This window comes from Paenibacillus sp. Paensp111 (genome assembly GCF_059492195.1).
The window spans coordinates 3,340,826-3,353,891 of the sequence record NZ_CP168527.1 but is presented as its reverse complement, the minus strand read 5'-3'; the positions used below and the strand labels follow the sequence as shown (position 1 = coordinate 3,353,891).

11 protein-coding genes are annotated in these 13,066 nt (G+C 51.2%); all 11 read left to right on the top strand.

Annotated elements, in window-relative coordinates:
* Nucleotides 1-18: 18 nt before the first annotated feature.
* The 11 genes from ACEN86_RS15730 to ACEN86_RS15680 all read left to right on the top strand — a co-directional run bounded on the left by ACEN86_RS15730 (nucleotide 19) and on the right by ACEN86_RS15680 (nucleotide 12,999).
* Nucleotides 19-1,200 (top strand): aminotransferase class I/II-fold pyridoxal phosphate-dependent enzyme, encoded by a 1,182-nt coding sequence (locus ACEN86_RS15730; RefSeq protein WP_495631516.1) that lies wholly within the window; start codon nucleotides 19-21, stop codon nucleotides 1,198-1,200.
* The gene (locus tag ACEN86_RS15725; RefSeq protein WP_495631515.1) at nucleotides 1,200-2,354 is read left to right on the top strand and encodes a trans-sulfuration enzyme family protein; all 1,155 of its coding nucleotides are present in this window, start codon (nucleotides 1,200-1,202) and stop codon (nucleotides 2,352-2,354) included. Before ACEN86_RS15730 ends, ACEN86_RS15725 begins: the two co-directional genes overlap by 1 nt.
* A 166-nt stretch (nucleotides 2,355-2,520) precedes the next feature.
* A complete protein-coding gene (gene mqnC / locus ACEN86_RS15720; RefSeq protein WP_495631514.1) occupies nucleotides 2,521-3,654 on the top strand; it encodes a cyclic dehypoxanthinyl futalosine synthase in 1,134 nt (377 codons plus the stop codon).
* Between the two features lie 197 nt (nucleotides 3,655-3,851).
* Entirely contained in the window at nucleotides 3,852-4,784 is a 933-nt protein-coding gene (locus ACEN86_RS15715) for a putative sporulation protein YtxC (protein ID WP_495631513.1), read from the top strand.
* A gap of 406 nt (nucleotides 4,785-5,190) precedes the next feature.
* Nucleotides 5,191-7,128, top strand: a complete 1,938-nt coding sequence (gene thrS / locus ACEN86_RS15710) for a threonine--tRNA ligase (protein ID WP_495631512.1) — start codon at nucleotides 5,191-5,193, stop codon at nucleotides 7,126-7,128.
* Between the two features lie 365 nt (nucleotides 7,129-7,493).
* The gene (locus ACEN86_RS15705; protein WP_495634322.1) at nucleotides 7,494-8,033 is read left to right on the top strand and encodes a 3D domain-containing protein; all 540 of its coding nucleotides are present in this window, start codon (nucleotides 7,494-7,496) and stop codon (nucleotides 8,031-8,033) included.
* Between the two features lie 74 nt (nucleotides 8,034-8,107).
* Entirely contained in the window at nucleotides 8,108-8,401 is a 294-nt protein-coding gene (locus ACEN86_RS15700; protein ID WP_495631511.1) for a hypothetical protein, read from the top strand.
* A gap of 208 nt (nucleotides 8,402-8,609) precedes the next feature.
* Complete coding sequence (gene liaF / locus ACEN86_RS15695) at nucleotides 8,610-9,587, top strand: cell wall-active antibiotics response protein LiaF (protein WP_495631510.1); 978 nt, start codon at nucleotides 8,610-8,612, stop codon at nucleotides 9,585-9,587.
* Nucleotides 9,588-9,592: 5 nt separating this feature from the next.
* The gene (locus ACEN86_RS15690; protein WP_495634321.1) at nucleotides 9,593-10,636 is read left to right on the top strand and encodes a sensor histidine kinase; all 1,044 of its coding nucleotides are present in this window, start codon (nucleotides 9,593-9,595) and stop codon (nucleotides 10,634-10,636) included.
* Entirely contained in the window at nucleotides 10,626-11,282 is a 657-nt protein-coding gene (locus ACEN86_RS15685) for a response regulator (RefSeq protein WP_495631509.1), read from the top strand. The genes ACEN86_RS15690 and ACEN86_RS15685 overlap by 11 nt, the downstream gene beginning before the upstream one ends.
* Nucleotides 11,283-11,400: 118 nt before the next feature.
* Nucleotides 11,401-12,999, top strand: a complete 1,599-nt coding sequence (locus tag ACEN86_RS15680) for a S1C family serine protease (protein WP_495631508.1) — start codon at nucleotides 11,401-11,403, stop codon at nucleotides 12,997-12,999.
* Nucleotides 13,000-13,066 lie beyond the last annotated feature (67 nt).

Sequence of the window (13,066 nt, the reverse complement as noted above, 5' to 3'; positions counted from 1 at the left end):
AGGGGGTTGTTCAAGTATATGTCAGATCAAAAGCTTCATATTGAGAGCAGGCTAGCACAAATTGGCTCGGTGGAAGAGCCTGTCACCGGTGCGGTGAATTATCCGATCTACCAGGCTACAGCTTTTCGCCATCCGCGTCTTGGCCAGAGCACGGGCTTTGATTATTCCCGTACGAAGAGTCCAACACGGAAAGTGCTGGAGGATGCGGCAGCTGCGCTGGAATCCGGGGACGCCGGTTTTGCCTGCAGTTCAGGTATGGCGGCTCTTCAGACCATCTTCACGCTGTTCGCGCAAGGGGATCATCTGATTGTGTCTCTCGACCTTTATGGCGGAACCTACCGGTTAATCGAACGGATTCTAGGCAAATACGGAATCACCGCATCTTACGTAGATACGAATGATCTTGATGCGCTCGAGCAGGTCCGCCAGCCGAACACCAAGGCGCTGATTATTGAGACCCCGACCAACCCTCTAATGATGATTACGGATATCGAGGCTGTCTGTACTTGGGCCAAGCGGCATGGGATCCTGAGCGTTGTGGACAATACGCTGATGACTCCGTATTTCCAGCGGCCGCTTGAGCTTGGAGCGGATATTGTCATTCATAGTGCGAGTAAGTACCTGGGTGGTCACAATGATGTGCTGGCAGGTCTGATTGTAACGAAAGGGAAAGAGCTGTCCGACGAGATCGCTTTCTTGCATAACTCGATCGGTGCCGTTCTGGGCCCTACAGATTCCTACCAATTAATGCGCGGCATGAAAACCCTTGCGCTTCGCATGGACCGCCATGAGAGCAATGCGCTGGCGATTGCGAAGCATCTGGATGCTCATCCGGAGATCGCCGAAGTCTTCCATCCGGGGCTGCCGGATCACCCTGGCTATGCTATTCAGAGCAGACAATCGAGCGGCAACACGGGGATCTTCTCCTTCAAGGTGCGTGATGCCAAGTTCGTGGAGCCGATCCTGCGCAGCTTGAATCTGATCGCCTTCGCGGAGAGCCTGGGCGGCGTGGAATCGCTGATGACCTATCCGGCTATTCAGACCCACGCGGATATTCCGCTTGAGATTCGTGAAGCGGTGGGCGTGGACGATCGTCTGCTTCGCTTCTCGGTCGGAGTGGAGCATGTGGATGATCTAATTGCCGATCTGGATCAGGCTATCGAGGCGGCACGGGCCGAAATTGAAGGAGGACAAGGATAATGAGCGGACAAGAACGGAAATTCGATACGAAGCTGCTGCATTTCGGAACGGAAGTGGACGAGGCTACCGGGGCATCCAGTGTGCCGATCTACCAGGCCTCTACTTTCCATCATCATGATATCTTTAATCCTCCGGTTCATGATTACAGCCGGTCGGGCAACCCAACTCGTCAAGCACTAGAAGACTATATTGCTGTGCTTGAAGGCGGGGTTCGCGGCTTTGCCTACTCCACTGGGATGTCTGCGATCTCATCGACCTTCATGCTGCTCTCGGCAGGGGATCATATCATCGTGACAGAAGATGTATACGGCGGTACATACCGGCTGCTGACTACCATCCTCAGCCGAATGAATATTGAGACGACGTTCGTCGATATGACGGATCTGGAGGCAGTTAAGGCTGCATTGAAGCCGAACACCAAAGCCGTATATATGGAGACGCCATCGAATCCAACGTTAAAGATCACGGATATCGGAGCAGTGGCGGAGTGGGCCAAGGAAAAGGGCCTGCTGAGCATTGTCGACAATACGTTCATGACCCCTTATTACCAGCGTCCGCTTGAGCTGGGTGTGGATATTGTGCTGCACAGTGCGACCAAGTTCCTTGGGGGCCATAGTGATGTGCTGGCCGGCCTTGCCGTTACAGGCAGCGAAGAGCTTGCGAAGCAGCTCAAGTATCTGCAAAATGGTCTGGGCACGGTGCTCGGTGCCCAGGATTCATGGCTGCTTATGCGCGGCATGAAGACGCTGGCTGCGCGCATGGCGCACAGCGAGATCAGCGCGCGCAAGCTCGCAGGTTGGCTCAGCAGCCGGGATGACATCGGCGCTGTATATTACCCCGGCCTGCCGGAGCATCCGGGCCGGGAAGTGCAGGAGAAGCAGTCGACCGGCTATGGCGCGGTCGTATCCTTCGACGTGGGTTCCGGCGAGCGTGCGAAGCAGCTGCTCAGCCGCGTGAAGCTGCCGCTCGTGGCGGTGAGCCTGGGCGCTGTGGAAAGTATTTTATCGTATCCGGCTATGATGTCTCATGCGTCCATGCCAGCTGAAGTGCGTGCCGAGCGCGGAATTACGGATGGGCTGCTGCGCTTCTCAGTCGGTCTGGAGGATATTGATGATCTGATTGCGGATCTGGAGCAGGCGCTTCAGAACAGCTAATTTGTAAGAGGCACATGCAATGTTTCACTGAACCTTAGTTCAATAAATGTTCAAATTCCTTGATTTAGGATAAGCACCCGGGCGTTTCGGGTGCTGTTTTTCTTGGGCGGGTATGTTACGATGAAATAATGAATATAATTACCAGACTCTTGCTAGGAGGTTCTGTATGATAGACTCAATTTTGAATAAAGCACTTCAGGGCGAACGCCTTACGGTTGAGGATACTACGGCTCTATTTGAATCCAATGAAGTTGAGAAGATGGGGCATACCGCCAATATTCTCATGAACCGCATGCATCCCGATCCTATCGCTACCTTTGTGATTGGGCGGAATATTAACTATACGAACGTATGTGATGTGTACTGCCGATTCTGCGCCTTTTACCGCAGACCGGGTTCGGAAGAGGGATATGTACTCCCGGATGAAGTGATCTTCCAGAAGATCCAGGAGACGATGGATGTGGGCGGTACCGAAATTCTGATGCAGGGCGGGACGAACCCGAACCTGCCGTTCAGCTATTATACGGATCTGCTGCGCGGGATCAAGCAGCGCTTCCCGGAGATTACGATGCACTCGTTCTCCCCGGCGGAGATTCAGAAGATGGTTGTTGTCTCGGATGGGCTTACCCTCGAACAGGTTGTACGTCAGATTCACGAAGCGGGTCTTGATTCCCTGCCGGGCGGCGGAGCCGAAATTCTGGATGACCGGACACGGCGCAAGATCAGCCGTCTTAAGGGCTCATGGACAGACTGGATGGATGTCATGAAGACAGCCCATAAGGTCGGTATGAACACTACAGCTACCATGGTTATCGGCCTTGGTGAGACGATGGAGGAACGCGCGCTGCATCTGCACCGTGTACGTGACGCCCAGGATGAATGCATCCAGAATGGCTACGATTCTGAAGGCTTCCTGGCCTTCATTCCGTGGACCTTCCAGCCGGATAATACGAACCTGAAGCTGGATCGTCAGACTCCTGAGGAGTATCTGAAGACGGTAGCGATCAGTCGGATCACGCTGGACAATATCAAGAACTTCCAGTCCTCCTGGGTAACGATGGGACCGGAGGTCGGCAAGCTCTCCCTTCAATATGGCTGCAATGACTTCGGCAGTACGATGATCGAAGAGAACGTGGTCTCGTCCGCAGGTGCTACGCACAAAGTGAACATCGGCTCGATCCTGAAGCTCATCCGCGAAGCCGGCAAGATTCCTGCGCAGCGGAATACCCGTTATGACATTCTTCGCGTGTTCGATGATGAGAGCGCGAATGTCGAGAATGACTTTGTTATGCAGAACTAATTATTAATTTATATTTCAAACTCAGCAGCGCTTGTTCATCACTAATCCTCTTTTGGGAGGGTTGTGGGAATGAGCGCTGTTTTAATGGTATAGAGGTTTTGTCCCGCTTTCCCTGCATTCTTTTCCATATGTCCCTCCCGTATATCCTCCCTGGTCTCACCATATACTTTGGAGAGAGAAGGGAAGGAGGCAAGGCCATGGAGTTCTGTGTGGTAACCACTGCTGCGGGAAGCAAGAAAGAGGCAGACCGGTTCGCCCGTTTTATCCGGCGTAAGTTTAACGGTTTACATAGAGACAAATCAGAGTTTAAATTGAGCTTCGCTACCCAAGGCGATAGGGTAAGTGCGGTATTTGAAGGCGATGAGACCGCCTACAGCTTTGCCAAGCGCTCCATTACCATTCGGGAGAAGCTGTCTTATGCACTTGCTGAGTACATCATTGCGGAAAAGGAAGCGGACATAGTAAGACGGCTGGTCTCCAGGGAATATGACTTTACAGGGGAACAGGATCTGGCAGGAATTGTGGATTCCTGCCTTCATTTACTCAGCCCGGAGATCGAGGGGATAGATGTTCGGAATCGGCGCTGCGGGCAGCTTGCGGTGCACATTCGTTATGTTCTTGAAGAGGGTGCCGAACTGAATTTGGATGGCTTTATGACTTTTCGGATGAAGGAGTACCGAGATCAAATCCGGGAGACGCTGGATTACGTGGTCGATGAGTTTTTGCTCGATAAGCAGTATGAGGAATTTATCGGGTTGCTGAAATATTTTGTGCATTTTCAGGAGACACAGATTGGCGTTGTTCACTTGATGCATAAGGGTGGCAGTGAATTTACGATATACAACGAGCACATGATGCCGCTCGAAGCCGCCGTAGTGGAAGGGGTCGTAGCCCGAATCGCCGATAATGAGCTTGAACTTGAAGATGTTATTGTGAGCTCGCTCATCTCGTTGTCCCCTGGACGAATCATCGTGCATACCCGGGAGCCGGAGGTGCAGATCATTTCGACAATACGGCAAATTTTCGGAGAACGTATCGAAATGTGTGAATACTGTCCGCGCTGCAAGGCTTTCGCGGAAGGAGAACGCAAGCAGGGGACCAGAGACCGTAAGGGGCTTGATCATGGATAAAAAGGGCTGTACACCTTGACTGGTCTTCATTCGTAACGATATAATAGCTGAAGAAATTGTTATCTCAGGAACAGCCATGATAAAGACATGGAATAAGGTACAACGGAACGTGCAGAGAGAGGAACCCCGGCTGAAATTTCCTCCGCTTCGACTTTATTCTACCCCTTTGTAGCTGCGGCTCTGAACGCTCGGATCTTCGATTCGAATTCAGTAAGAACCGCCGGATCATTCACGTTACAGAATGCTAATGAAGGACTTCAGCTGTGGAGTGTATGTGTTAACCGCAGTGTGAGTCAAATTAGGGTGGAACCACGGGTTATTACACACTCGTCCCTTTTCGGGGGCGGGTGTTTTTTGTTGTCCGCTTCTATGAGGAACCGGATTATTTTGGAGGAGGAAGATGAACATGGCAGTATCCATTAAATTGCCGGACGGCTCCGTACGGGAGTATGCCGAAGGCAGTACGTTTGAAGATGTGGCAGCATCCATCAGCAGCGGTCTGCGCAAGAACGCTGTGGGAGGTAAGCTGAACGGACAAGTTGTTGATCTGAATACGAAGCTGGTTGAAGGAGCTCAAATTGAGATTATTACCCTGGATTCCCAGGATGGTCTTGAGATGATGCGCCACAGCTCGGCCCACTTGCTGGCCCAGGCGGTAAAGCGTCTATTCGGCAATAAGGAAGTTAAGCTTGGAATCGGGCCGGTTATTGAGGACGGCTTCTATTATGATATGGATCTTGAACACCCGCTTAATCCTGAAGATCTGCAGAAGATCGAGAAAGAAATGGAGCGCATCATAGGGGAGAATCTGCCGATTACCCGCCGTGAGGTGAGCCGTCAGGAAGCTCTGGATATTTTTGCAGAGCTTGAAGATCCTTATAAGCTGGAACTGATCCGGGATCTTCCGGAAGACAGCATTATCACAATTTATGATCAAGGCGAGTTCTTCGATCTGTGCCGTGGTCCTCACGTACCTTCCACCGGCAAGATCAAAGTATTCAAGCTGCTCAGCGTAGCTGGGGCTTACTGGCGCGGGAACAGCAAGAACAAAATGCTGCAGCGGATCTACGGTACCGCATTCGTGAAGAAGGCGGAGCTGGATAACCACCTCCACCTGCTGGAAGAAGCGAAGAAGCGCGATCACCGCAAGCTTGGCAAAGAGCTGAAGATCTTCACCTTCTCGAACCTTGTCGGGCAGGGTCTGCCGATCTGGCTGCCGAACGGAGCGAAGCTGCGCCGTACGCTGGAGCGTTATATTGTTGACCTGGAAGAAAGACTCGGCTACCAGCACGTATACACACCGGTAATGGGAAATGTGGAGCTGTACAAAACATCCGGTCACTGGGAACACTATCAAGAGGACATGTTCCCTAAGATGGTTCTCGATAATGAAGAGCTTGTTCTTCGTCCGATGAACTGCCCTCACCATATGATGGTCTATAAGAGCGATATGCGTTCATACCGTGATCTTCCGGTCCGTATCGCTGAGCTGGGCCTGATGCACCGCTATGAAATGTCTGGCGCACTGACCGGGCTGCACCGTGTTCGTGCCATGACCCTGAACGATGCGCATATCTTCTGCCGTCCGGATCAGATTAAGGACGAGTTCGCGCGCGTAATTCGCCTGATCCAGCACGTGTACGACGACTTCGGCATTCGCGATTACCGTTTCCGCTTGTCTTACCGCGATCCTCAGGATACCGAGAAGTACTTCCAGAACGACGAGATGTGGGAAATGTCTCAACGCATGCTGCGTGAGGTTGTGGAATCGCTGGATATTCCGTTCTTTGAAGCGGAAGGCGAAGCGGCCTTCTATGGTCCGAAGCTGGATGTGCAGATCAAGACGGCTCTCGGTAAGGAAGAGACGTTGTCCACTGTACAGCTGGACTTCTTGCTACCTGAACGGTTCGAGCTGGAGTATGTAGGCGATGACGGGCAGAAGCACCGTCCAGTCGTTATCCACCGCGGGATCATCAGTACCATGGAGCGCATGACCGCATTCCTGCTGGAGAATTTTGCGGGATCTCTACCGCTATGGTTGTCTCCGGTACAGGCGAAGGTTATTCCGGTATCGGGTGCTTTTGACGACTATGCACGTGAAGTGATTGAGAAGCTGCAATCCAGCGGCATTCGTGTAGAAGCGGACCTGCGTAACGAGAAGCTGGGATACAAGATTCGTGAAGCTCAGCTGGAAAAGGTGCCGTACATGTTCATCGTCGGTGAGAACGAGAAGAACAGTGCTTCGGTATCAGTCCGTAAGCGCGGCGAAGGGGATATTGGCGCCAAGACGATTGACGAGACTGTAGCTTTGCTGCAGGAAGAGATCCGTAACCACGTTATATAGGATGAGTTAATCTCCTACACCGGATCGCTGTAATACTTTCGTTAAATTAAATATAGGCAAGTATAAAATGCGGTGCATCTGGAGAACCTCTCGAATAAGGGGGAGGTATTCATATGCACCGCATTTATTTTTGGAGAAAATTCAGTGTTACACTCACGATAACCATGATTACATTCAGTCTGGTATTACCCGACAGCACGATATACGCAAGCGAGTTCAAGCCGTTATCCTTATTCGAACGGTTTGTTAGCAAAGCTTTGGAATTTAGCGAATCCTATAGCAAGAAAGATAGCAGCAGGAAGAGTCCTATTGTTAAAAGCAGCAGCAAATCGGCACTGCATCCAAGTTGGGTAGTTGCTCCTTCGATACGGGATCGGGTCTGGAAATTGGAGGGCCAGCGGAAGAAGAAGCTGCCTGGATCATCCGGACAGACTAACCGCAGCAGTGCTGCTTCGGCTGTTCTTGCTGCTCCTGAGGGCGAGCGCGTGCTCAGAACCGTATCCGTTATGGCAACGGGATATACTGCTGGCATTGAATCAACAGGCAAGAGCAGGAACCACCCACAGTACGGCATTACGTACTCAGGCGTTAAAGTGCGAAGAGATAAACGAACCGTCTCTACCATCGCCGCTGATCTCAGGGTGTTCCCGATCGGTACCATTCTGTACATTCCCGGCTATGGATATGGAGTTGTAGCCGACAAGGGGTCGGCGATCAAAGGGAAGAAGATTGACCTATATTTCTCCACTACCAAGCAGGTGTACAAAGAATGGGGCAAGAAGAAGGTTGAGGTTCAAGTGTTGAAGCACGGCCGGGGCAAACTGACCGAGGCGATGCTGAGGGAACTCGGACAAGTGATGCAGGTGAACAAAGAGGTTCCTGTGAATGTGTGGGAAAGTGCATAATAGATCATCCGTTTAACCATACTATGGACTGGGTGCTTAGGTACCCTGCAATCATTAAACGGAGGTGACACAATATGCCACGCAACAATCAAATGAATCAAGGCAGCATGGGTGGACAAGGTAAATCCCTTACTCCGAATGAGAAATACGATGCAGAGTTTGCAGTGGAGACGGGTAACATGAATACTGTAGCCCAGAAGGCCAGAGCTTCTCACGCTGAGGGTCAGACTCACACAAACTCTCAGACTCCGGATGAGAAATTCAATGCAGAGTTTGCAGAAGAGAGCAACAGTTCAAACAAACTGGGCTCTATGAACAACAATTCTGTAAGCAGCAAGCGTCAAAGCCGCAGCCGCAACAACAGCTAATCCGCCGCGCCAAAGAAGCTGTCCCATCTTTAAGATGGGGCAGCTTCTTTATTTTTAGTACAATCCATTCTATATATTTAGTAAAAAAATCCAACTCCCTCGGTCTAGAGACCGAGGCCAAGTTCAACCTCACGCCGCTGTTGTGATCTAACGCTCCTGTTGTACACTTAAGTCAAGCTAAAGTTTGTATCATTTGGAGGCGTAGTTTATGAGAAGTGGTTCATTCGGCAGATATATAGGAGGGCTTATCCTTATCGTAATCGGCTCGCTGTTCCTGCTTAATCAGCTGGGTTATACGCAGATCAGCATCGGTTATATTTTTTCTACCTTTTGGCCGGTATTCGTAATTTTTGCTGGACTATCGCAGGTGTTCAGCGGCAGACGGTACGGTTCTTCAGCTATTGGCGGCTTGATTGTCACTATGGTCGGGATGTATTTTCTCGGAAGAAATCTGGGTTGGGTTGATTTGTCTCCAGGGGAGTTCTTCCGCTTATTCGCTCCCGCTGCACTAATTCTCGGGGGGCTGTGTATTCTGTTCAAGCCGAGAGGTGGCTCAGCCTATAGAGAACGCCGCAGGAATCGTCATAAGGACCGGTTCCCTTCCGAGTCTCCCTTTCCTCCGGAGCCGCCTTATCCGCCCTATCCACCAACCCAGCCTCCGTTTCACCCGGAGATGAAGTCTCCGCTGGATGAGGCCTTTGGTGAGAAATTCGGAGAAAAGCCGCCTGCACAGCCGTCTATGAATCCGTGGGAGAATAAAGGAAATGCGAGTCACCATAGTTATGGTAATTCCTACAATGGCCATGAGCGGATTAACAAGTCCGGCTTCATCGGTGACGTGCATATCGGACGCGATTATTTCGAATTGAAGCCAACGAACGTCTCTCATTTTATCGGCGATACGGTCATTGATCTTACCAAGGCTCAGATCCCTTATGGGGAGACCCAGATTAATGTGTCGGCATTTATCGGTGATGTGAAGGTGTTCATGCCTGATGAAATGGATGTGGCCATTACGGTCAGCTCCAGCTCGTTCATTGGGGATATGAAGGTGCTGAACGAGAAGCAGGGCGGCTTTCTCAGTAATGTACAATCCAGTTCTCCTCACTACGGGGAAGCAGGCCGCAAGGTGAAGCTCGTCGTCAGTGTGTTTGTTGGAGACGTTCGAGTGAATATGGTGGGCTGATTATGATGCTGCGAAATTTGAAAAGTAGCAAGTGGGAGCTGCTGTTCTACTTTTTGCTGACAGGAAGTATGGCAGCGGCAGCCCTCTTCGTTCTAAATTCATCCGGCTATATCGTCATCACGAACCCTCACATGTGGATTTACTACATGGTGGGGATTGTGGTGTTTTCGATCATTATCGGTTACCTGGCCGGGCAACGGATTCAGCGGAGGATCGATGTGCTGCATCTCAATATGCTGCAGGTAGCCAAAGGCAATCTTCATGTCAGAATGCCGTCGATTCCCGATCCTACCTTTGCCGGAGTGTATCTGGAATTCAATACGATGATGGCCGCTGTGGAGAAGAAGATGCAGCTTCTGCAGCAGCTTGGGGAGCAGGAGGTCATCGAGAAGGAACAAGCCTCCGAGAAGGCCGTTCTTGAAGAGCGGCGCCGGCTGGCCAGAGATCTGCACGATACCGTCAGCCAACAGCTTTTTGCGATCCATATGGCCGCTTCCTCCCTGCCCAAGGTGCTTGAGGTGAATGAGGCCCAGGCCTCGGCAGTGATGGACCAGCTGATTCAGATGTCCCAGATTGCCCAGAAACAGATGAGAGCACTTATTGCCCAGCTAAGACCGATGGAGCTCGTGGATAAGACTTTATCCGAAGCCTTAGACCAGTGGTTCCCGGACTACTGCCGCCAGAATAATCTAAAGGGCATGAAGGAGCTTGATATCCACGGCCAGCTGTCCGACGCGAAGGAGCATCAGCTCTTCCTGATCATTCAGGAAGCTATGGCGAACATCGTCAAGCATGCGGGAGCGAAGCTGGTCAGTCTATCACTGCGTGAAGGACCAAGGCAGGTTGTATTAAGCATCAGTGATGATGGGCAGGGCTTCAGTTCCAATTATCAAAGGCAGGGGTCTTACGGTCTGACGACCATGCGTGAGCGGGCTGAGAAGCTCGGCGGGCATGTTGAAGTCATCAGCAAGCCTGGTGCGGGCACCACGATACGAGTACATATTCCTAAATTCGAAGAGCGGGAAGAGAGCGATGAACATGAGCGGTGAAACGGTGAAAATTATGATTGTCGATGACCATGATATGGTTCGAATGGGGCTGAAAACTTACCTGATGCTGGATCCCCGGTTTCAGGTTATTGCCGAGGCAGGAGATGGCCAGCAGGCCGTGAATATGTTGACCGGAATGGAAGGCGGGGTGATGCCTGATCTCATTCTCATGGATTTGATGATGCCGGTCATGAACGGGGCTGAAGCGACTAAGGCGCTGATTGCCCGTTTTCCCAATCTGAAGATTGTCATTTTGACGAGCTTTCTGGAGGACGATCTTGTAGTTAAGGCTATAGAAGCCGGCGCCGTCAGTTATGTTCTTAAGACGGTGTCCGCCGAGGAACTGATCTATGCGCTGCAGGGCGCTTACAGAGGGATGCCGGTCATGACGGGGGATGTGGCGCAGGCACTGACACGCGGTCTTCGTCAGCGGACCGTTCAGAATAATGAATCGGGACTGACTGAACGCGAGAAAGAGGTGCTGCTGCTGATCGCCGAAGGCAAGACGAATAAGGATATCGGTGAGGAGCTCCATATCAGCATCAAGACCGTGAAGACGCATGTTAGCAATCTATTAATGAAATGCGAGCTAGAAGATCGTACTCAGCTTGCAATTTATGCACACCGCCAAGGGTGGGTTTCCTAGAGCCGCAAGGTTTATCTCCTTTTTAATTGTTTTTAAGGTACGTTTAAGGTTTATAGTACACAATAAGAACAAGTAAACAAGATCCCTTACAATCATGGGATAAGGAGGATATTAAACCATGGACGAACAAAGAAACAAGCCCGGACACAGCTTTGGGGACAATGCATCAGATAAGCCGCAGCAGCCTGCAGAATCCGGTTCATCATACTATTCATATGGTCCTTTCCAATCTTATGGACAAGATAATAGAGAAGGCGGAAGAGAGAATCCTTCCGATCCCAACCAAGTTGAAATTACACCGCCCCAGCCGGTGAGAACGCTCATGACATCCTATGATATCCGTCCATCCAGTGAAGGTGGTGGCGGAGCTCAGGGCTCTGGAGGCGGGACTAAAGGCAGCGGCAATTGGCAGTATAACAGCAAGCCGAAATCATCCGCGAAATCAGTTATTGCCGGTGCATTGGCCGGGATGCTGATTCTTGGCGGAGGGATGTTCTTCGCTGACAAAGAGAACCTGTTCACAGGAGATCAAGCAGCTACTCCAGTCGCTGCGTATCCTGCGAGCAGCAGTACGGCGCAGCCTGAGCCGAGCACAGGAACAGGTTCGAAGACCACCCAAGCCGTATTTCCAATGACTAATCCAGGCGATGTCAGTGATGTTGTAGATCATGCGGGACCCGCAGTGGTCAAGATTGAGACGCTGGTAAAGTCTAGCAAGCAGAGCCAGGGAAGCCAGGGAGGCAGCAATTCAGATCCGTTCAACCAATTCTTCTTCGGTGGAGACAGCGGCATCTTCGGCGGCGACGGACAGAGCGGAGGCGGCGGATCCTCTTCCCAAGGTGACCAGCTTGTACCGACAGGACTTGGTTCGGGCTTTATTTTTGATAAAACAGGCTATATTCTGACCAACGAACACGTGGTTCATAATGCCGATGTTGTGCAGGTAACGGTCCAAGGGACAAATAAGCCTTATGAAGCTAAAGTGCTTGGCACAAGCTATGACCTCGACTTGGCTGTTCTCAAGATTGAAGGCAGCAGCTTCCCTTCTATTCCGCTTGGAAGCTCGGACACTACCAAAGTCGGTGAATGGGTCGTAGCTATCGGTAACCCGCAGGGCTTTGACCATTCGGTAACCGCCGGTGTACTCAGCTCCAAAGGCCGCGAGATTTCGATCGCCGGGGAGAATGGGGAGAAGGATCGTAAATACGAGAACCTCCTGCAGACAGATGCTTCGATCAACCCAGGTAACTCCGGGGGACCTCTGCTGAACCTGAAAGGTGAAGTTATCGGGATTAACGTAGCTGTTAGCGAGAACTCCCAAGGTATCGGTTTTGCGATTCCAACCAGCACCATTAATGAAGTTCTTGATAAATTGAAGAATAATCAGGCCATTCCCAAGAAGCCGGTTCCCTTCATTGGAGCTTCTCTCATGACGCTGACGGATGAAGTTGCGAAGCAGATGGGGACGAATGTCAAGGAAGGCTCTGTAGTCTCCGAGATTGTATACAAATCTCCGGCCTACAGTGCGGATCTTCGCCCATATGATATCATTACCGGTGCCGATGGCAAGAGCTTTGCAACCAAGGAAGATCTGATTGCTTACATTCAGACTCATAAGGTTGGAGACAAAGTCAAGCTGAACGTTGTGCGTAATGACAGTAAGCTGGACGTTACTGTAACAATTGGCGACAAGAACAATTTCCAGAATCTGCAGTAAGTTATCTGGGCAGACATACCGGGCACGTATGAAGCAGAAGCGGCAGGGAGAACCCTACCGCTTCTTG

What these genes read in the sequence shown, in the direction of transcription:
- ACEN86_RS15730 (WP_495631516.1), top strand. Translation starts at nt 19, where the DNA reads ATGTCAGATCAAAAGCTTCATATTGAGAGCAGGCTAGCACAAATTGGC.
- ACEN86_RS15725 (WP_495631515.1), top strand. Translation starts at nt 1,200, where the DNA reads ATGAGCGGACAAGAACGGAAATTCGATACGAAGCTGCTGCATTTCGGA.
- mqnC (WP_495631514.1), top strand. Translation starts at nt 2,521, where the DNA reads ATGATAGACTCAATTTTGAATAAAGCACTTCAGGGCGAACGCCTTACG.
- ACEN86_RS15715 (WP_495631513.1), top strand. Translation starts at nt 3,852, where the DNA reads ATGGAGTTCTGTGTGGTAACCACTGCTGCGGGAAGCAAGAAAGAGGCA.
- thrS (WP_495631512.1), top strand. Translation starts at nt 5,191, where the DNA reads ATGGCAGTATCCATTAAATTGCCGGACGGCTCCGTACGGGAGTATGCC.
- ACEN86_RS15700 (WP_495631511.1), top strand. Translation starts at nt 8,108, where the DNA reads ATGCCACGCAACAATCAAATGAATCAAGGCAGCATGGGTGGACAAGGT.
- liaF (WP_495631510.1), top strand. Translation starts at nt 8,610, where the DNA reads ATGAGAAGTGGTTCATTCGGCAGATATATAGGAGGGCTTATCCTTATC.
- ACEN86_RS15690 (WP_495634321.1), top strand. Translation starts at nt 9,593, where the DNA reads ATGCTGCGAAATTTGAAAAGTAGCAAGTGGGAGCTGCTGTTCTACTTT.
- ACEN86_RS15685 (WP_495631509.1), top strand. Translation starts at nt 10,626, where the DNA reads ATGAGCGGTGAAACGGTGAAAATTATGATTGTCGATGACCATGATATG.
- ACEN86_RS15680 (WP_495631508.1), top strand. Translation starts at nt 11,401, where the DNA reads ATGGACGAACAAAGAAACAAGCCCGGACACAGCTTTGGGGACAATGCA.